This window comes from Sulfurimonas sp. (assembly GCF_028694605.1).
Taxonomy (GTDB): domain Bacteria; phylum Campylobacterota; class Campylobacteria; order Campylobacterales; family Sulfurimonadaceae; genus Sulfurimonas.
Map to the genome: position 1 here is coordinate 79557 of NZ_JAQVKP010000007.1, position 19209 is coordinate 98765.

General features: G+C 38.8%; 19 protein-coding genes and 1 tRNA gene. 14 read left to right on the plus strand and 6 right to left on the minus strand.

Annotated features, from left to right (window positions below; all coding sequences use genetic code 11):
• Nucleotides 1-7 precede the first annotated feature (7 nt).
• From PHY84_RS05715 to PHY84_RS05725, 3 genes are read right to left on the minus strand one after another with little or no spacing between them, the layout of a single operon-like run.
• Nucleotides 8-1897, minus strand: coding sequence for a hypothetical protein (locus PHY84_RS05715; protein ID WP_299858412.1), 1890 nt, complete (start codon nucleotides 1895-1897; stop codon nucleotides 8-10).
• Nucleotides 1885-2334: an N-acetyltransferase gene (locus tag PHY84_RS05720; RefSeq protein WP_299858413.1), complete on the minus strand. Its 450-nt coding sequence runs from the start codon at nucleotides 2332-2334 to the stop codon at nucleotides 1885-1887. Before PHY84_RS05720 ends, PHY84_RS05715 begins: the two co-directional genes overlap by 13 nt.
• Before the next feature lie 17 nt (nucleotides 2335-2351).
• Nucleotides 2352-3332 carry a phosphatidylglycerol lysyltransferase domain-containing protein gene (locus PHY84_RS05725; protein ID WP_299858414.1) on the minus strand — a complete coding sequence of 327 codons (981 nt, stop codon included), beginning with the start codon at nucleotides 3330-3332 and terminating at the stop codon, nucleotides 2352-2354.
• 172 nt (nucleotides 3333-3504) lie between these two features.
• On the opposite strand from PHY84_RS05725, the gene PHY84_RS05730 reads away from it, so the two are divergent.
• A tRNA-Gln gene (locus tag PHY84_RS05730) sits at nucleotides 3505-3579 on the plus strand.
• Between the two features lie 152 nt (nucleotides 3580-3731).
• On the opposite strand, the gene PHY84_RS05735 is transcribed toward PHY84_RS05730, so the two are convergent.
• Both PHY84_RS05735 and PHY84_RS05740 read right to left on the minus strand, forming a co-directional pair.
• Entirely contained in the window at nucleotides 3732-4463 is a 732-nt protein-coding gene (locus PHY84_RS05735; RefSeq protein WP_299858415.1) for an endonuclease/exonuclease/phosphatase family protein, read from the minus strand.
• A 3-nt stretch (nucleotides 4464-4466) separates the two neighbouring features.
• Nucleotides 4467-5813, minus strand: a complete 1347-nt coding sequence (locus PHY84_RS05740) for a phospholipase D-like domain-containing protein (RefSeq protein ID WP_299858416.1) — start codon at nucleotides 5811-5813, stop codon at nucleotides 4467-4469.
• Between the two features lie 66 nt (nucleotides 5814-5879).
• Between PHY84_RS05740 and PHY84_RS05745 the strand changes: the two genes are divergently transcribed.
• The 8 genes from PHY84_RS05745 to PHY84_RS05780 all read left to right on the plus strand — a co-directional run bounded on the left by PHY84_RS05745 (nucleotide 5880) and on the right by PHY84_RS05780 (nucleotide 11918).
• A complete protein-coding gene (locus tag PHY84_RS05745; RefSeq protein WP_299858417.1) occupies nucleotides 5880-6797 on the plus strand; it encodes a manganese-dependent inorganic pyrophosphatase in 918 nt (305 codons plus the stop codon).
• 144 nt (nucleotides 6798-6941) lie between these two features.
• Entirely contained in the window at nucleotides 6942-7190 is a 249-nt protein-coding gene (locus tag PHY84_RS05750; protein ID WP_299858418.1) for an RNA-binding S4 domain-containing protein, read from the plus strand.
• On the plus strand, nucleotides 7187-8173 hold the full coding sequence (gene trpD / locus PHY84_RS05755) for an anthranilate phosphoribosyltransferase (RefSeq protein ID WP_299858419.1): 987 nt from the start codon (nucleotides 7187-7189) through the stop codon (nucleotides 8171-8173). The genes PHY84_RS05750 and trpD overlap by 4 nt, the downstream gene beginning before the upstream one ends.
• A complete protein-coding gene (gene tsaE / locus PHY84_RS05760; RefSeq protein WP_299858420.1) occupies nucleotides 8170-8583 on the plus strand; it encodes a tRNA (adenosine(37)-N6)-threonylcarbamoyltransferase complex ATPase subunit type 1 TsaE in 414 nt (137 codons plus the stop codon). The genes trpD and tsaE overlap by 4 nt, the downstream gene beginning before the upstream one ends.
• Nucleotides 8571-9293: an LPS export ABC transporter ATP-binding protein gene (lptB, locus tag PHY84_RS05765; RefSeq protein WP_299858421.1), complete on the plus strand. Its 723-nt coding sequence runs from the start codon at nucleotides 8571-8573 to the stop codon at nucleotides 9291-9293. Before tsaE ends, lptB begins: the two co-directional genes overlap by 13 nt.
• 14 nt (nucleotides 9294-9307) lie before the next feature.
• Nucleotides 9308-10576, plus strand: a complete 1269-nt coding sequence (locus PHY84_RS05770; RefSeq protein WP_299858422.1) for an RNA polymerase factor sigma-54 — start codon at nucleotides 9308-9310, stop codon at nucleotides 10574-10576.
• Nucleotides 10577-10590: 14 nt separating this feature from the next.
• Complete coding sequence (fic, locus tag PHY84_RS05775; RefSeq protein WP_299858423.1) at nucleotides 10591-11157, plus strand: protein adenylyltransferase Fic; 567 nt, start codon at nucleotides 10591-10593, stop codon at nucleotides 11155-11157.
• 5 nt (nucleotides 11158-11162) lie between these two features.
• The gene (locus PHY84_RS05780; protein WP_299858446.1) at nucleotides 11163-11918 is read left to right on the plus strand and encodes a TIGR02757 family protein; all 756 of its coding nucleotides are present in this window, start codon (nucleotides 11163-11165) and stop codon (nucleotides 11916-11918) included.
• Here the strand turns inward: PHY84_RS05780 and PHY84_RS05785 are convergent.
• Entirely contained in the window at nucleotides 11904-13073 is a 1170-nt protein-coding gene (locus PHY84_RS05785; RefSeq protein WP_299858424.1) for an MFS transporter, read from the minus strand. The two genes, PHY84_RS05780 and PHY84_RS05785, sit on opposite strands and share 15 nt — an antisense overlap.
• Before the next feature lie 103 nt (nucleotides 13074-13176).
• On the opposite strand from PHY84_RS05785, the gene PHY84_RS05790 reads away from it, so the two are divergent.
• The 5 genes from PHY84_RS05790 to ilvN all read left to right on the plus strand — a co-directional run bounded on the left by PHY84_RS05790 (nucleotide 13177) and on the right by ilvN (nucleotide 19206).
• Nucleotides 13177-13605, plus strand: a complete 429-nt coding sequence (locus PHY84_RS05790) for a CoA-binding protein (protein ID WP_299858425.1) — start codon at nucleotides 13177-13179, stop codon at nucleotides 13603-13605.
• A 9-nt stretch (nucleotides 13606-13614) separates the two neighbouring features.
• A complete protein-coding gene (gene ilvA / locus PHY84_RS05795; protein ID WP_299858426.1) occupies nucleotides 13615-14817 on the plus strand; it encodes a threonine ammonia-lyase in 1203 nt (400 codons plus the stop codon).
• A gap of 10 nt (nucleotides 14818-14827) precedes the next feature.
• Nucleotides 14828-16951, plus strand: coding sequence for a hypothetical protein (locus tag PHY84_RS05800; RefSeq protein ID WP_299858427.1), 2124 nt, complete (start codon nucleotides 14828-14830; stop codon nucleotides 16949-16951).
• An 81-nt stretch (nucleotides 16952-17032) separates the two neighbouring features.
• A complete protein-coding gene (locus PHY84_RS05805) occupies nucleotides 17033-18730 on the plus strand; it encodes an acetolactate synthase large subunit (protein WP_299858428.1) in 1698 nt (565 codons plus the stop codon).
• Nucleotides 18730-19206, plus strand: coding sequence for an acetolactate synthase small subunit (ilvN, locus tag PHY84_RS05810; RefSeq protein ID WP_299858429.1), 477 nt, complete (start codon nucleotides 18730-18732; stop codon nucleotides 19204-19206). The genes PHY84_RS05805 and ilvN overlap by 1 nt, the downstream gene beginning before the upstream one ends.
• The last annotated feature ends 3 nt before the right edge of the window (nucleotides 19207-19209 follow it).

Below are 19209 nucleotides of genomic sequence, written 5' to 3' on the forward strand. Positions count from 1 at the left end.
TTAAAAATTATAGAATCAGCCCTATTATAATTAATATAAGCGGAATAATCAAAAAATAAAAACCAATATTTAAATTAATATGTGAAAATGTATCCACAAAAACAGATGTTGCAGAAAACCCAGTTAGCAATTTCACAAAAACATTTAATTTTTTATCAGAAATATGTTTTAATTTTGTATCAAATTCTTGAATTAAATTTTCAATTTTTTTATTTTGCTCTTTTAAAATAAGAATATATTTTTCAAACTCCCAACTTTCAAACGCTTTATCATAAATTGAGGCATCAATAGCAAATTCATTTACATTTTGAGGATATGTATCGAATATTAAACTATCTACTTTTTCTCTTATATTTTTTAATATATCAAGATGTTTTTCAATTTCAATATAGCTATTTGATTGAGAGACAACAGTTGAATATTTAATTATGTTCTGTGTTAAAAAATTTAACTCAGGAATGACTGTTGATATCAAATATAAAAAATGATTTGTTGCTTTAATTGAATTAATTTTATTTGTTTCAAGTTGATAATTTTCAAAATAATACACACTTCCCGTAAATCCATGATTTATATATATATTCTCTATTCCACTCTTTTCAAATTCATCTATATTCTTTGATGATTGATGCTCGCCACAAAGTTCAGTAGATATCCTATACATCTCATCTAAATTATTTTTACTTGATGATAAAACAAAATAACTAATTGAAAATGATGTGGTTAAATAAGTATTTTGATTTTTAAACTTTTCATTAAATTTACTTAATAATTCAAAAGTATCATTACTTAAAGCAGCCTCTTTTATATTAATTAAACTACTGTTTAATTTTGATAATTTTATTTTAGAATAATCAATTGCATCTAAAGAGTTTAAAATTATCTCGAAAAATCCAATACCATATCCATAATATATAAATGTTTCTTTTATGGAAAAGTTAATATCATTTATTTTTTTTGTATAATAAGAATTATTACTTATATAACCAAATGCATTTGATTTGCTTTTAGATAAATAATCGTTGAAACCTAAAAAATTACCGCTACATATTTTAAATTCATCACCAAATAATGAGCAGTGTTCATTAATCTCTTCTTTTCTGATTTTATTGTAGTTATTTTCAAAATTTCTCATGAAAACAGGCAGTGTTAATGCTATAAGTAAACTGTCATTTTTTATAAAATAATAATCTTCAAAACCACAATCTTTATAAGGTGTGACATCAATTTTTTGAGGTAAATCATATTCTAACTTATTTGCAGCTTTATCTATATAATATTTCATTTTAGTATATTGATATTCTTCCCAATATATTTTATTTTTCAATGAACTAACAAATAATTCTTCTATTCTCAATGCTATTTGATGAGTTTTAAAATATAAATTATCTCTATTCTTAAATGATTGAAATAATGATTTTTCTATATATTCATGCAATGACAATGCTTGTAAATCAAAACTATTTCTTGGTAAATCTACTATTTTATCAATATATATTGTTTTGCCATCAGCAGAATATCCAGCCAAATAAGGTATGTCATAATCATAACTAATATTCAAGTTTTGTATAGTCAACAATGATTTCTCACTAAAATCTATTTTTGATATTGGCTTAGGCATCTGCTTATTTATTATTTCTTCGTTATGCAAAACATATAAAAATAAACTAAAAAGATATTCAACTATCTGATTAGTTGTATAATCATCAAATTTAAAAATTTTAAATTTTTCAATAAATATTTTTTTATCTATAATAGAAGTATCCATATCAATAAGTTCAACTATTGCACTTGCAAATATTAAATCATTTATCAATATTGCTTTATTTGGATCTAGGTATAATTCTAAAGACTTGCTTTTTAAATCAATTAGTTTAACTTTATTTATTTCATACATTTTATTAACCTATACGCTCCGCATCCATCTGGATAATAGTGTTCAATTTCTTTCCATATTATATATCCCATATTTTTATATCTCCTAAATAAAGCTTTATTATCTTTTCGTATTTCTAATATTATTAAATCTAATTTCAAATCAATTGAAGTTACTTCTATAATATCAAATAATTTTTTTGCGACATTACTATTCTGATATTCCTTTAAAACAGCTAAAGAATTAAACCATATAGCTTTTTTATTTATTATTATCCCCAAAGAATAACCAATAGGTATATTTTTTTCATCACAATAAACATAAAAATATGAAGATTTTTTATTTAAAAGTTTTTCAATTTCTTTTTTACTTAATTTAAAATAGATAGATTCATCAAACATCATTGATTCTATTTTATAAATTGCCTCAATATCACTCTTGTTGGCTAACCTTAGCATTATTTTATCCTCCAAAATCATTTTTGATAAATCGTATATTTTGGCACAAGCTTATAAGGACGGTAAGACATCTTTACCTTGCGCAGATTTTCAAACCCCATATCATCGCCGACATTTATATAATGCGCCCCATAATGCTCTTTTAACATTTTTGAAAACTCTCTAAATATGAATTGCGCGCATCCAAGTATCTCAAAATCTGTTTTTTCGATGATAACGCCAGCCGTATCCTGCGAGATTCTCTCGCCAACCGTAAAGCCTTTAAGTTCGCCGTTTATATAAATAACAAGACCTAAAAGAGAGAGTGCATCATAATTTTTCAGCATCTGCTTAATCGCATGACGCTCTTGATGAATCCCCTCCAAAAACACCTCCGCTTCCTCTTTTGGCATATACTTTACCCGATCGGAGACCCATTTGTTAAAAAGATGCATGATTTCATCCTTATGCTTTACGCTATCAAGCTGCTCAATGGTGTAGTCAGGATACGATTTCATAAATTTATTTATTTCAGTGCGCTTCGTGTGGTAGCTGTTGCCGCGAAGCTCTATAAGTGCATCAACCTCATAAACATAGTCAACAAGCTTTTTTTCGACAATGTACTTTTCAAGCATCTGAAACATACTCTGGGCATCATCTGCCGACTGCACAAACTCTTCAAGCATTGAAGCTTGCACATAGTCAATCCGTGAGTAGTAAGGCGAAGAGTTGTTTGCGTTCATTACTTCAAAGCACTTTATCATTGCCTCGGTTGTATTTTTTTTCTTTCCAAGAGGCGGAAGCAACATAGTAAGCTCTCCGCCCGTCATAACAAAAAGACAGAAACATTTGTTTATGACGGCATAAAAACCGCTGCTGTTGGCAAGCCATATAAAATTTGCGGCAAAGGTGTAGTCACTAAGGTCTGTTTTGAGTTTTGAGAGATAGCTCTCCATGATAGGTTTTGTAGCAATGGTAAAACGTTTTAGCTTCTGTTTGTTAACACTCAAACTTCCCATAAAATTCCTCTATTTATTTTGAATAATAGCGGAATAATACATCTTTTTTTTCTATTTGTAGCGATGATTTTTTGAGCTTTTTTTAATGGGTAAAAATAGAAGATTTTACTCTAAAGCATACAGTAATTAAGTGTGGTATAAGGCTACTATATCTATAATTCCAACCTCTTATTGGGGTATCGCCAAGCGGTAAGGCAACTGGTTTTGGTCCAGTCACCCGGGGGTTCGAATCCCTCTACCCCATCCACCAAGCCGCATACAAACCAAGTCTTCAAAAACTCAGTCTATAAAACCAAAAGCAACATTAGTGATAAGGTATTCTTTGTGTCGTAAGCGAATACGGAACAATCTTTTAAATAAGCGTTTCATAAACCCCAATAAGCAAATAACATTCCTTTTTTAATCCATAAACCTCACAATCATAGGATTGTGGTCTGAAATCTTTTTGCTGTCAACCACGGTTGCAAAAGCAACCCTTAAACCTCTGTAAAAGATATAATCAAGCGAGTTTGAAAAAACCTTTTTTATCTCTTTTTCGCTCTCAAACTCCACCTTTTTTAAACCCAAATCGTTACTGAATGCGTCTAGGTACTGTACCCTCTTTAGGTTCCAAGTGTTGAAATCTCCTGCAACTATCATCGCTCCTTGATGCTCTTTGATAGCCTCGTAAATTTCTCTAAGTTCATTTTGAAAATCGCTGTTATGTACAAAGTTTATGGCGTGTAGGTTTACTATGAGAAGCGATGCGCCGCTAAAGGTTTTGTGGTGCGTGAGGAGTGTGGTTTTGTGTGTCGCATAGCGTAGTTCACGCTTCTTTGTAAGTAAAGAGAGTTCGCCCAGACATGAACTCTTAAATGCGCTTAAAACACCAAAAAGATGCTTTTGTGTCTGGATATTGGGTGATAAAACATAGGAGTAATCATGGAGTTCAAGCTCATGAGAGAGGCTTTTTTTAACTTCTTGAAGCAATAGGATGTCGAGTTTATAACGCTCTATAAGCGTATTTAAAAACTCTTTGTAGTGGCTTTTTAATGTCAGTTTTGCGACATTCCAACATAAAAGCGAGAACTCTCCTTCAAGATGTTTTTCTTGATGCCTGAGTGATTTGATAAGAGTGCTTGGACGAAACATTTTTTAAAGCTGCGGTGCGATGATACGCATAAGATTTTCAAAAACTCTTTTGAGTGCGGAAACATTTTTGGTTCCTAATGATGAGTTTGCCATAAGCCCATCACTCCAAATCTCAATCTCTTGAATGATTTTTGAGCTATAGACAAACGTTGCAACTTCGTAGTTGAGAAAAAGACTTCTGTTGTCGAAATTGACACTTCCGAGCAAAACGCTCTCGTTGTCAAAAAGAATCGCTTTTGCATGGAGCATTGCACCATTGTAGAGATAGATTTTTATCCCTGCCTCTTCAAGCTCTCGCATATAGGAGCTTCTTGCGATGTTTACGATAGTGTGGTTTGCCTCTTTTGGTGTGATAAGCTTGACATCCACCCCTCTGTGATGTGCGATGATAAGCGCTTCCATAAGAGAGCTGTTTGGGATGAAGTAGGGCGTTATGATAGTGATTTTATTATGTGCTTGGTAGATATTTGAGAGAAGCATCTCATATAAAATATCTTGATTCATATCCGGACCCGACGGGATGACTTGTAAAAGATTTTCACCATAATCTTCCTGCTTTTTATGCGTAAAGTGCATCTTTTCGCCGGAGGCATAAAACCAGTCGGATGCAAATATGTCGAAATAGTCTCTTACCGATACCCCCTGAACCAAAAACATGATATCTTCCCAGCGCTCTTTTGTGTGTACCGCCCCCAGATAAGCATCCGAGAGATTTGCTCCGCCGCTTAAAACCTTTTCATTGTCAAAAATATAGATTTTTCTATGGTTGCGAAGATTGATATAGTTTCTCAAAGGCATTTGAAAAATGGGCATAAAAAATTTTACTTTCACACCCGCATTTTTGAGCACTCTTAGCCTGTACCATGTGAAGTAGAGGAAAATAGAGCCTAGAGAGTCAAGAAGTATCTTTATCTCCACGCCCTCATCCGCTTTTTGTACCAGTGCTTTGATAATCTCTTTAGTTGTTTTGTCATATTCAAAGATATAAGCACTGATGGATATGGAGCGTTTCGCCTCTTTGATGCAGTCCATAAATGCCTCATAAAATGCAACTCCATCGGTATAAAGCGTAAATGTTTCATTGCCCATACGGTGTGTAAACGTCTGGCTTTTAAAGAGCGCACTCTTTTTGTATCTATTTTTTCTCTTTCTAAGCCCGATGATAAAGTAAAGAGGCATTGCAATGTAAGGGATGATGGTGATGGAGAGTATCCACGCTATTATGGCGCTAGGCGAGCGTCTATGATAGAGCATATGCACAAGCATAACAAGGCTCAGAAGCGCCCCAAAAGCTATAAAACTATGGTAGAAAAGGAGATTTGCACCTTGGCTGTTTATGGCGTCGTTCATGTGAAAATTATAGCATCTTGTTAACACTCTTTGGTATAATTGCAAAAAAAATAAAGGCTTTCTCTTATGGCAACATATATTTTTGGTCACACAAACCCAGACTCTGATTCTATCGTAGGTGCTATCTCTTTGGCATATCTTAAAAACCAAATCGGCGAGGAGTGCATCGCTACGCGTCAAGGCGAAATCTCTCCTGAGACTGAGTTTATTCTTGAAAAGTTTGGCATGACTGCGCCTGAACTTAAAACTTCTTATGCGGGTGAAAAAGTCTATTTAGTCGATTTTTCAGACCTTGCACAAGCTCCTCACGACATTAAAGAGGCGACTATTTTGGGTATCGTTGACCACCATAAACTAGGCGATATCACGACAGATACGCCGCTTGAGTGCTGGATAAGACCGATAGGATGTTCAAATACTGTTATCAAAGAGATGTACGACTACCACAAAGTTGCTATTCCAAAAGATATCGCAGGGATGATGATGTGTGCGATTCTCAGCGATACCGTCATTTTTAAGTCTCCGACATGTACAAAAGCAGACACAAAAGCGGTAAAAGAGCTCGCAGAGATTTGCGGTATCGAGGACTACAAAGCTCTTGCGATGGAGATGTTTATCGCAAAATCGGCTGTTGAGGGTGCTAGTGCTAGAAACCTAAACACAAGAGACTACAAAGCCTTTGACATGAACGGCACTCGTGTAGGAGTAGGACAGCTTGAGATGGTGGATATCTCTGTTTTAGAGAGCAGAATCCCGGAACTTTTTGCAGATATGCAACTGATGAAGGAGGAAGACGGACTTCATACCATCATTATTCTTTTAACAGACATTATGAAAGAGGGTTCGCAACTTCTCTGCCTAAGTGATGACGCTAGTAAAGTTGAGAGCGCATTTGGTATCAAACTTCAAGAGAACCAGGCATGGCTTGACGGTGTGCTTAGCCGTAAAAAGCAAGTTATCCCGTTCTTGCAACCGCAGTTTTAAGAAAGAGGCGAAGTTGAAACTTCGCCTCTTTAATGATATCAGAACCTCACTCTATCTTATCAACCAACGCAAAAAATGTTCCAACTATTACATTCTTTTCAGTTTCAATACCCTACAATACACAAAAAAATTATACGAGTAATTATGAGAGTAGATAAATTTTTAAACAGCGTCAACATCACCAAAAGGCGTTCTGTTTCGCAAGATATGATAGAAAATGGTGTTGTACTCGTCAACGGTGCAGTTGCAAAAGCCAGCAAAAATGTGGAAGTTGGCTCAATTATCACCATCAACTACCTTGAAGCACCAAAAAAGTACAGAGTGCTTAAAATCCCGACAGCCAAATCAACGCCAAAAAGCTTGCAAAGTGAGTATATCGAGGAGATTGCATGAGTTACGAAGAGGCAAAAAAAGCTTTCACTTCACTCTTTTTACACGAGATGAACGATGAGGAGATGCGGGAGTTTTTGCTCTCTCTCACGCTTGATGCAAGCACCTCAGTAGAGACGATTGCAGCGGCGGCGGCAGTGATGCGCTCTTTTGCGATTCCTCTTCCAATCTCGGAGGATTTACGCACAGAAGTGATTGACATCGTCGGCACGGGTGGCGACAAGATAGGGAGTTTTAACATCTCCTCCACCGTTGCCATCCTCTGTGCATCATGCGGCAGTATGGTTGCAAAGCATGGGAGCCGCTCCGTTACCTCAAAATCGGGAAGTGCAGATATGTTTGAATCTCTTGGCGTGAGGCTTGATTTGGACATAGACAAGAGTGCAAGACTGCTTGAAGAGAGCGGATTTACATTTATGTTTGCCGGGAATCATCATCCTGCTATGCGCTTTATAATGCCGGTGCGCAAAACTATCTCTGAAAAGACTATCTTTAACATCTTGGGACCGCTTACAAATCCGGCGGGAGCGAGAAAGTCGCTTCTTGGCGTGTTTCACAAATCATTTGTTCCAAAAATGGCAGAGGCGCTTAAGATAAACGGTGCGACTTCAACGCTTGTTGTAAGTTCGGAAGAGGGGATGGATGAGATAAGCATAAGTGATGTAACTTATGCTTCACAACTAAGAGACGGAGTTGTACGTGAGTTTGTCATCGACCCGCAAGAGTACGGGATAAAAAGAGCGCCGTTTCAAGCTATCGTAGGTGGAGACGGCAGAGAAAACGCACTGATATTACATAATATTTTTGAGAGCAGAGCGACGGATGCGCAAAGAGATATAGTGATGATAAATGCGGCGGCTGCGCTTATGGTGGACGGTTTGGCAAGAGATATGCAAGATGGTTTGGAGATGGCAGGGCATGCTATAAAAAGCGGGAATGCCAAAGCAAAACTCCAGCAAATTATAGAGATTTCCAACAAACTATGAAAAAATATATCCTCTCTTTAGATAACATAGACGAAGTTGCAAAAGATGTTGCATCACAGTTTCAAAACGGCGTAATCATTCTGCGCGGTGATTTGGCATCGGGAAAGACAACGCTTGTCAAAGCCGTTGTGGCACATCTTGGGATAAATGAAGATGTAACATCACCTACTTTTTCGCTCCAGCACGCTTATGCAAACAGAGTTTTTCACTATGATATCTACAACCACGGGCTTGAACATTTTATGGCTTTAGGGATGCTTGAGGAGCTTGAGCGTGAGGGGCTTCATCTCATAGAGTGGGGTGATGATGCTCTGGTGGCACTCTTAAGAGATGCCGGCATCAATGTAATAAGTGTTGATATAAAAAAAATTTCGGATAAAGAGAGAGAGTACAGCGTATGCATATACTAAAAGCGGTTGACCTAAAGAAAAAAATAAAAGATTTAGAGATAGTAAAAGGTGTAAGCCTTGAAGTCAAAAGCGGCGAGGTTGTGGGGCTTTTAGGACCAAACGGAGCGGGAAAGACCACTACATTTTATATGATTTGCGGACTTGTTGAAGCAAGCGGCGGAGAGGTGTTTTTTGACGATGAAAATCTCTCAGGCAAACCGCTCCATGAGAGAGCACTCAAAGGTATCGGCTATCTGCCGCAAGAGGCTTCCATATTTAAGGATTTGAGTGTTGAGGACAATCTTCTTATCGCCGCAGAGGTAAAGATAAAAGATAAAGAGGAGCAGGAGAAGAGGATTTTAGAGCTACTTGATATGTTCAACATCGAGCCGATTCGCTATCGCAAAGGTGTGAGCCTGAGCGGCGGAGAGCGCCGCCGTGTCGAGATTGCCCGTGCTTTGGTAAACAAACCGAAATTTTTACTTCTTGATGAGCCTTTTGCGGGGGTTGACCCTATAGCCGTGATGGATATCCAAACGGTTATAAAACAACTTGTCTCTTACGGCATCGGCGTGCTTATAACCGACCACAACGTACGTGAAACTTTGGATGTTTGCGATAGAGCCTATGTTATCAAGTCCGGCTCGCTTCTAGCTAGCGGAACAAGTAGAGAGATAGGACAGAATGCCGATGTGCGTAAACACTATCTAGGCGAGGAGTTTAGGCTCTAAAGGGCTTAGTAACCATGGCGCAACTTAGGCAGACACAAAGCGTAGAAAACAAGCACAAACTCTCAAATACCCTGCGTAATTGGCTGCCGATTTTACACTCAAGTCTTAGCGATTTGGGCGAAGCCATGGCACCTTTTGTGGAAGCAAATCCGGTTGTTGAAATCTCTAGCGGATTTGAAGAGGATTTTGAGAGATTCTTACCCAAAAAAATCATCTCCTCATCTGTAGCAAACTCTCGTACAGAGCAGATAGAAGCGCTCACCATCCAGTACCGCTCTCTTTTTGATGTGCTTGATGAGCAGATAGACTCAAACCTTTTTCCCACACCAAAATCAAAAGAGGCGGCGTACTTTGTTGTGGCAAATCTTGATGAAAACGGTTATTATGAGGGAGAAAGCGAGCTTTTTTGCAAATTAAACGGCATGACGCTTGAAGAGTTTGAAAAAATCCGTATGCGTTTCGCACACCTTGATCCTGTCGGAATCGCCGCAAAAAATCTTCAAGAATCTTTCTTATTTCAACTTGAGAGCTCCGATGTAAGCGATGAAGCATACTCACTAGCCACCAAAGTAATTAAGGATTTGGAAAACATCTATGCCTACTCTGATGAGAAAAATTTTGCGGAAGTTATGCGTGTTTTAGGCACTTTCAAAAACCCTCCTGCCATTGAGTACTTAGAAGAGTCGTCTCAGGTAATCCCTGATTTGATGATATTTTTTAACGATGACGACTCTATAGAGGTAAAACTCAATGATGCCTACTACCCGACCATAAACATCGACACAAACTACGGTGTTACACATGAGTATGTCTCACAAAAAATCAAAGAGGCAAAAGGTTTGGTTGATGCTCTTGATATGAGAAAAGCAACGCTCTATAAAGTGGGGCTTATGATAGTGGAGTATCAGTACGAGTTTTTTACGGGTGGAGCGATTATGCCCCTTACGCTTAAAACACTTGCCGATGAGTTCGGACACAACCCATCAACGATTTCAAGAGCTATCGCAAACAAATACATAGCCTGCAACAGAGGCATATATGCCATGAAAGAGTTTTTTACAACCGCCATAGATGAAGATGTCTCAAATGCCGCTATAAAAGAGTTTGTCATAAATCTGGTTAAAAATGAAAACAGAAAAAAACCGCTAAGCGATATGAAGCTCTTGGAGCTTATACAAAACAAGTTCAAAGTAGAGATGGTAAGACGCACCATCGCAAAGTACCGAAAACAGCTAAATATCGCAGGTTCAAGCGAGAGAAAAAAGCTTTATCAGTTGCATTAATAAAGAGGGGTATCATGAAAAACATCGATAAAAAAAGCCTAGAAAAAGCATATAAATTATTTGATAGCGGTACAATAGATACCATTGAAGTAGGTACTCTAAAAGGGCTGCAAGATATTCACAGCTATATTTTTGAGGGATTGTATGATTTTGCAGGAAAAGTTAGAGAAGTCAATATCTCAAAAGGGGGGTTTAGGTTTGCAAACAGTTTGTACCTAAAAGAGATACTTCCAAAAATAGAGCAGATGCCGCAAGATAGTTTCAAAGCCATTATCGCCAAATATGTAGAGATGAATATCGCCCATCCATTTTTGGAAGGCAACGGCAGAACGATGCGAATATGGCTAGATACGATGCTAAAAAGTGAGCTTAAGCAAGTGGTAGATTGGCAATTCGTACCAAAAGAGCTGTACTTACAAGCGATGGAGAGAAGCCCCATTAATGACCTAGAGATAAGGACTTTGCTTTTTGAAAATTTAACCCACAAAATAGATGACAGAGAAGTGATTTTTAAAGGAATTGAACAATCTTACTACTATGAGGGGTATATAAAAGAAGAGAGTTTAAGGCTTGAGAAGTGAGTGATATAAATATAAAAAAACTACTAGATGTTGAGGTCGCAAAACGCAATTGTGAGGGTGAGATTTGTGAAGAGCGGCTAGACCCTATCATGGTTGCACATCGCTACAAAGACCCGACCATCTCTCTTATCTGCGCACTTTTTGCATACGGAAATGTAGCTCAGATAGTGAAGTTTTTAAACTCTCTTGATTTTTCGCTTCTGCAAAAAAGTGATGATGCCATAAGGGAGGAGCTGAAAAACCACTACTACAGATTTCAAAAGAGCGAGGATGTTATAGCTCTTTTTATCGCTCTAAAACGCCTAAACGAAAAAACAACGCTCCAAGAGGTTTTTAAAAACGGTTACGATAAAAAAAGAAGTGTCATAGAGGGCATAAACTCTCTTATAAAAACTTTGCAGGATATTTATCCGCACTCGTCCATGGGATACAACTTTTTAATCTCGCAAGTTAATACAAAAACCAAAGGAGCAGGGGCACTCAAGCGGTGGATGATGTACTTGCGCTGGATGGTTAGGTGTGACAATATCGACATGGGTTTGTGGAGCGGAGTTGACAAAGGCGACCTTATCATCCCGCTTGACACCCACACTTTCAATGTTTCCAAAAAACTCGGGCTTCTGAAGAGAAAAAGCTACGATTTACAAGCCGCAATTGAGCTTACAAACAGACTAAAAGAGTTCGACGCACAAGACCCACTAAAGTACGATTTTGCGCTTTATCGCATCGGACAGGAGAAATTGTCGCTAGGGATGAGCTAGCCGATTTCTCATTACAAAAAGAGCTACGGATAAAACTACTGCGGAAGATGACGCGATCACAAACAAAAGAGTGCTTCCATAACTGTCCCACATCCATCCCGCAGCACTCAAGGAGAGAAGCGTTGCAAGACCTACGGAAGTATAATAAACTCCGTATGCCGTTGCTTTTAGATCATGCGGTGCCGTGTCTGAAATAATCGCTTTAGCCAAAGAGTTAAATCCTCCCGCAAAAAATCCATAGATACCAAAACCAATCCATACTCCCAAAACGCTGCCTGTCGCCATTGCCATTGCTCCCAGTCCAAAAGCCAGATACACAAACGATAGTAGAGCTGCTTTTCCAAGCTTATCTGCCAGTTTGCCTATGGGAATTGCAAAAAGAGCTTGTGTAAGGTTGTAAAGCGTATATGCAAGCGGTATAACGGCTAATGCAAGTCCGTTATCTCCTGCTTTTAAAATCATAAACGAGTAGTTCATTGCAAAGAGACTAAAGAGTGTCTGAAATGCAACAAGAAAGTAAAACTGCACAGGAAGCGCACTTGGACGAAAACGCTTCATAGGAGTTGGGGTAAAAGGTACATCGGTGATTATAAAGACGAGAATAAGCATAGAGATAATCCCGGGGATAATGCTAAGAGCAAAGATTGTTCTAAATGTATCTTCGCTCTCTCCAAGCCACCATAAAAGCCCAAACGCACTCAGCGAACCAACTAATGCCCCCGCGCCGTCCATCATTTTGTGAAAACCAAAAACAAAACCACTGGAACCTTTTGGCGTAGAAGCACTGATAAGTGCGTCGCGCGGAGCAACACGAATCCCTTTGGCAAGCCTGTCGCCTATACGGATGGTCATAATCATAGTCGCACTTTGGGCAAAAAAAGCAAGAGGTTTTATAAGATTTGAGAGACCGTATCCAAATACTACTATTCCCTTTCTTCGTCCGAGCCTATCCGAGTAGAACCCCGAGAGAGCTATAAGCAAAGCAACGGACAGTTCCGCCAAACCCTCTATGAGACCGATTTGCGTTTTTGTCGCATGTAAAAACCGTTCCAAAAAAATCGGCAGCAAAGGAAGAATCATCTCTGTGGAAAAATCCGTAAAAAAGCTGTTGGCTCCCAACCCGAAAATATTTTTGTTTAATGTTGGTTTATTCATTTTGTCCTAATTTTTTACCATTATATACCTATTTGACGAATGTATTTGGTATTATGCTTTAGTTTGCTATAATCTCTAACTATTTTTAAAAAAAGGGTGTCCTATGGAATGCGAATTTCCGACAATTAATTCTAACAAGCAAGAGATACTGGAAATTTTTAATATCACAAAAACTATAGCCGTAGTGGGACTCTCGCCTGATGGGAGCAAAGACAGCCACAGAGTTGCAAAGTATCTTCAAGAACATGGCTTTAAGATAGTACCGATTTATCCGAAAGAGGAGACTATTTTAGGCGAAAAAGTGTATCGCTCGCTTGCAGAAGTTCCTTTTGAGATTGATATGGTAAATATCTTTAGAAAACCGGATATTTTACCGTTGGTGGCGGATGCATGTATAGCAAGAGGGGATGTAAAGATTTTTTGGGCGCAAAAAGGGATTGTCAACAACGAAGCGGCACAAAAAGCAAAAGATGCAGGCATGAGTGTTGTGCAAAATATGTGTACGATGGTAGAACATCGCACACTTTTTTAGGAGATTTTTTTGTTTGATGTAAAAAAAATCTATGAAGCAAGAGAGCGCATCAAAAGTGTCGTTGTTGACACACCGCTCTCTTACGCACCCCATCTAAGCAAACACTCAGGATGTGAGGTTTACCTAAAAAAAGAGAATCTTCAAGTCACGGGCGCATTTAAAATCAGGGGGGCTTACAACAAGATAGCAGCCCTTAATGATGCACAAAGAGCGTGCGGTGTTATCGCTGCAAGCGCAGGCAACCATGCTCAAGGCGTTGCACTCTCCGCTTCTATGTTTGGCATAAAAGCTATTATCGTTATGCCCGAGTCAACACCGCTTACTAAGATAAACGGGGTAAAAAACTATGGTGCAGATGTCATTTTGCATGGGGCAAACTATGATGAGGCGTATGCACATGCCATAAAATACGCCAAATTACATTCACTTACTTTTGTTCACCCTTTTGAGGATGATGAAGTCATAGCCGGGCAGGGAACGCTTGGGCTTGACATCTTAGACAAATGTGCTGACTTGGATGCGGTTGTTATCCCCGCCGGCGGCGGCGGACTTGTCTCAGGAATGGCATGCGCCATCAAGAGTATCAACCCAAACATAGAAGTTATAGCTGTAAGCGCAAAAGGTGCGCCCGCACTTAAAAACTCTTTTGACGCCAAAACCCCCATAGACAGTTTAAGTGTCAGAACCATCGCAGACGGAATCGCCGTACGGGATACCTCGCCTATAACTTTAGGCTATATGTTGGAGAGTGTCGATAGGTTTATCGGCGTGGATGATGAAGAGATAGCAAGTGCGATTTTGTTCTTGCTTGAGAGACAAAAACTTGTAGTTGAGGGTGCGGGAGCAGTTGGCGTTGCAGCACTTTTGCATAACAAACTTGAACATCTCAAGGGCAAAAAAGTGGCTATCGTCCTAAGCGGAGGCAACATGGATGTAACACTTCTTTCCGTTATCATCGAAAAAGGTCTGCTCAAATCCGGCAGAAAGATGAAGTTTACCGTTACTCTTGTCGATAAACCGGGGGCACTTATGCGCTTTACGCAGATACTCCAAGACCTAAATGCAAATATCGTACATATATCGTATGACAGAACTTCCATCTCGCTTGATTACGGGGATGCAAATGTTACCGTGCATCTTGAAACAAAAGGCGAAGAGCATCAAAACATGATTTATAAAGTGCTCAAAGAAGAAAACTATATAAGAGGGTAAAATATAACGTATGACACCCATAAAAAAAAGCAGTTTTGATGAAGCGATTATTTATCTAAAAATTCTTAACTCTCAAACACTTTTAACAGCAGACTCTTTTACGACCATAAGACATCTTGACAAAGAAAAACTTGTAGTAAAAGATGAGATTAAAATGGCTATTTTACATACAAGATACGCCACAAAAGTTATAGATTTTAGCTCTGACGCAGACTATTTTGCCACTTTGTCCCACGATGCAAGAGAGGCAAAACTGTTTGAGACGAAAAGCAGAAAAAATATCGCTTCACTCGACAGACACCAAGGTGAAGTCGCATGCGTAGGCATCGACCCAAAAGATAGGTATATGTTCTCTTGCGGCGATGACGGCGGTACTTTTGGCGTTGATATCCAGACTAAAAAATTGGCACTCACGCTTCCACGCCATCTCGATATTGTCAATGATATAGCATTTAGCAGTGATGGCGATATCGCAGCAACCGCAAGTTACGACAAAAATATATCTCTTTTTAGCCTTAGCTTGATGCTGCCAAAAGGCAAACTCAAACAACACTCCGCTCCGGTTATCAAAGTTGCATTTTTAGACCAAGAGCATCTTTTGAGCATCGATAAAAAAAGCAAAGGCTTTATTTGGAATATCAGCACACTTAAAGTGGTCGGAAAACTTCACGAAATCCACGATGATGTTACACAAATCGCCATTGCGCACCAAAACGGTTTTATCTTTTTAGGAACTAAACTCGGCTATATTTTGGTTTATGATTTGCATACGTATAAACTTATATCAAGAAGATATATCAAGTTTGAACATGCAGTTAGTGCTTTATGTTTTGATGAGCAGACAAACCAACTCATAGTTGCGACAGAGAATGGCGAACTTCTTTTTTACGATATTTTTGCCAATGAAGATGAACTTGCAAAACTTATAAAAGAGAAAAAATATGTACAAATGCTCCAAGAGATAGAGCAAAACCCTCTTTTAAAATACACAAAAGCTTCCAAAGCTTTTGACGCTCTATGGGAAAAGGCGCTAAGTTACGCAAAAGAGTTTCTTGAGAGAAACGACAAAGCAAGCGCTCTTAAAGTACTTGATGGTTTCAGTGCCATCTCCGCTAAAAGACAGTTTGGACAAAAACTTGTTCAAGAGTATGCAGAGTACGATAAGTTTTTGATGTTTGTAAAAAATAAAAAAATCTCTCTAGCCTACAATTTGGCAAATATGCATCCTATCTACAAAGAGACAAAAGTTTACAAAGCGTTAGAGGCGCAATGGGAGAAGAGTTTTGCGCTTGCAAAAAAATACCTGCTTGATGCAAAAATGAGTTCTATGGCGCAAGAGATTTTGATGCCTTATCGCGGCATAAGCGAAAAAACAGTAATGATTCAAGAGCTTGTACTCAACATTCATGTCTATAGAAGATTTCGTACATCTATCGCTCAGCAGGAGTTTAAACTCTCCTTTGAGCTTGTCAAGCAAAACCCATTTTTAAAAGAGTATCCGGAGTATAAAGCTCTGATTCAATACTCCGATTCACTCTATATGAAAGCGCAAACTCTTCTAAGTAACGGCGATACACACTCTGCGGTAAAGATTTTTCGTATTTTGCTCGATTTTGATGATTTTAAAGAAGAAGCAAGAGAGATTATCTCCGATATAGAAAATCAGCATAAATTTTTTCATGCCATAGAGGCTCAAAATATTATTGCGGCATACAATCTTCTTGATATCTCACCGGCTCTTCAAAATACCCAAGACGGAAAAAAACTACAAGCTGCATGGGAAGAAGATTTTGACAAAGCGTATGATTATGCACTCCAAGCAGATGCAGAGATGCTCAAAACAACCTTGCAAAACTACATAAAGATAAGATCAAAAAATGCAGATATCGCAGACCTTTTCTCTCTTTTGCACATTACTCAGCTAAAAAACGCTATCCATCAACATGCAGAACAAAAAACAGTAGAAAACGGAATTAAAAACTATATTTTATACTATGGCTTGAACCAAGAGATAAGAGACTTTTTTCTTCTCTTTCAAGCACAATATCCGGAATCAAAGCTCAATATAGAGTCGCAAGCACGTGGAGACATTTTTAGATGGAGACCATCTATGATAGTTAATTCCATATTATAATAAGAAACTACACCAAAATTTAACTTATAATATAGTTCACTTTAACTATAATTAGCGAATTTTTTAAAAAGGAGACTTTTCATGCAGATAAGTGGCGCACAGATGGTCATTGAAGCTTTAATTGCTGAAGGGGTTGACACAGTTTTTGGTTACCCAGGCGGAGCAATCATGAATGTCTATGATGAAATTTATAAACAAACCAGCTTTAAACATATATTGACCAGACATGAACAAGCTGCCGTACATGCAGCAGAGGGCTATTCAAAAGCAAGCGGCAAAGTCGGTGTTGCGATGATTACAAGCGGTCCGGGATTTACAAATGCAGTTACGGGACTTGCGGATGCCTATATGGATTCTATCCCGCTAGTTATTATCAGCGGACAGGTTCCGATGAGCCTTATCGGTACAGATGCATTTCAAGAGATAGATGCAGTAGGAATCAGCCGTTCATGCACAAAACACAACTACCTTGTAACAGATGCACGTGATTTGGCACGCATCTTAAAAGAGGCGTTTTACATAGCGGCAAGCGGCAGACCGGGTCCCGTACACGTAGATATACCAAAAGATGTTACCGCTCAAATTGCAGAGTTTGACTACTCGGTAGAGCTTGATTTAGAAACCTACAAACCACACACAAAAGGAAATCCTCGCCAGATTAAAAAGGCGATGGAGGCTATAGCAAAAGCGAGACGCCCTCTCTTTTATCTTGGCGGAGGTATCATCAACTCCAATGCGGCTTATGAAGTAAGAGAGCTTGTACAAAAAACAGGTATCCCTGCCGTTGAAACGTTTATGGCACGCGGCACACTAAGTCATGATGATGAGTTGCTTATCTCTATGCTTGGAATGCACGGAAGCTATGCGGCAAATATGGCTATGAGCGAGACTGATTTGGTTATCGGCTTGGGTGCTAGGTTTGATGACAGGGTTACCGGAAAACTCTCAGAGTTTGCTAAAAATGCAGGTGTTATCCATGTGGACATCGACCCTGCAAGTATCTCAAAATTGGTCAAAGCAGACTATCCTATCGTCGGTGATGTCAAAAATATCGTAAACGAGATGCTTGAGTCCGTCTCTTTAATCAATCCCTCACGCTATAGTTCATGGAGAGAGACGATTCGCAATTTTGACGAACTCCATCCGCTTACATACCATGAAGACAGCGAGCGCATCAAGCCTCAATGGGTTATACAAAGAGTAGGCGAGCTTTTGGGCGATAGCGCAAACATCTCTACTGATGTTGGACAGCATCAGATGTGGGCAGCACAGTTTTATCCGTTTTCTCGTCCAAGACAGTGGATAAGCTCAGGCGGACTTGGAACAATGGGATTTGGTTTTCCGGCGGCTATGGGCGTGAAAGTTGCTTCGCCTGAAAAAATCAGCATCAACTTTACGGGGGACGGTTCTATCCTTATGAACTGTCAAGAGTTGATGACGGCGGTAGAGAAGAAATTGCCCGTTATTAATATTATCTTAAACAACAACTATCTTGGTATGGTAAGACAGTGGCAGACACTCTTTTACGATAAGCGTCACAGTGAGACAGACTTGAGCGTTCAACCGAATTTTGTAAAGCTTGCGGAGGCATTTGGCGGTATCGGCTATAGAGTTACCACAAAAGAAGAGTTTGATGCAGCACTTAAAGAGGCAGTTGAGAAAAATGTGGTTACTTTTATCGATGTTGTTGTTGAGAGACTGGAAAATGTTATGCCGATGGTTCCGGCAGGCGGGTCACTTTTTAATATGATGCTTTTAGAGAAGAAGGAGAGAAAATAATGCAAGAAGAAAACGCAAGAAGAGTTATCTCGGTTATCGTGGTAAACGAAGCAAGTGTCCTCTCTCGTATCACAGACCTTTTCTCAGGGCGTGGGTACAACATCACATCACTCACAGTAGCACCGATTCCTGAGAGCAGATATTCAAGACTTACTATCGTTACGTCCGGCTCTATCCGTGTGATAGAGCAAATCACAAAGCAGCTGCATAAGCTCATACCAGTTCTAAAGGTATATGAACACGCTGATTTGGTTGAAAAAGAGATGGCACTTGTAAAGTTTCCTGCCTCTGAAAACATTACAGATATTGCATCGCTCTGTGCGGCATACAACGGTAAGATTGTAAATGTAGGCGAAAACGTTATCATAACTATGGTCGCAGATGAGCCAAAAAGGGTCGATAACTTCTTAAAAATCATCATGAAGTACAATCCAAAAGAGATTGTAAGAAGCGGTGCCGTAGCACTAGAGAGATAAGAT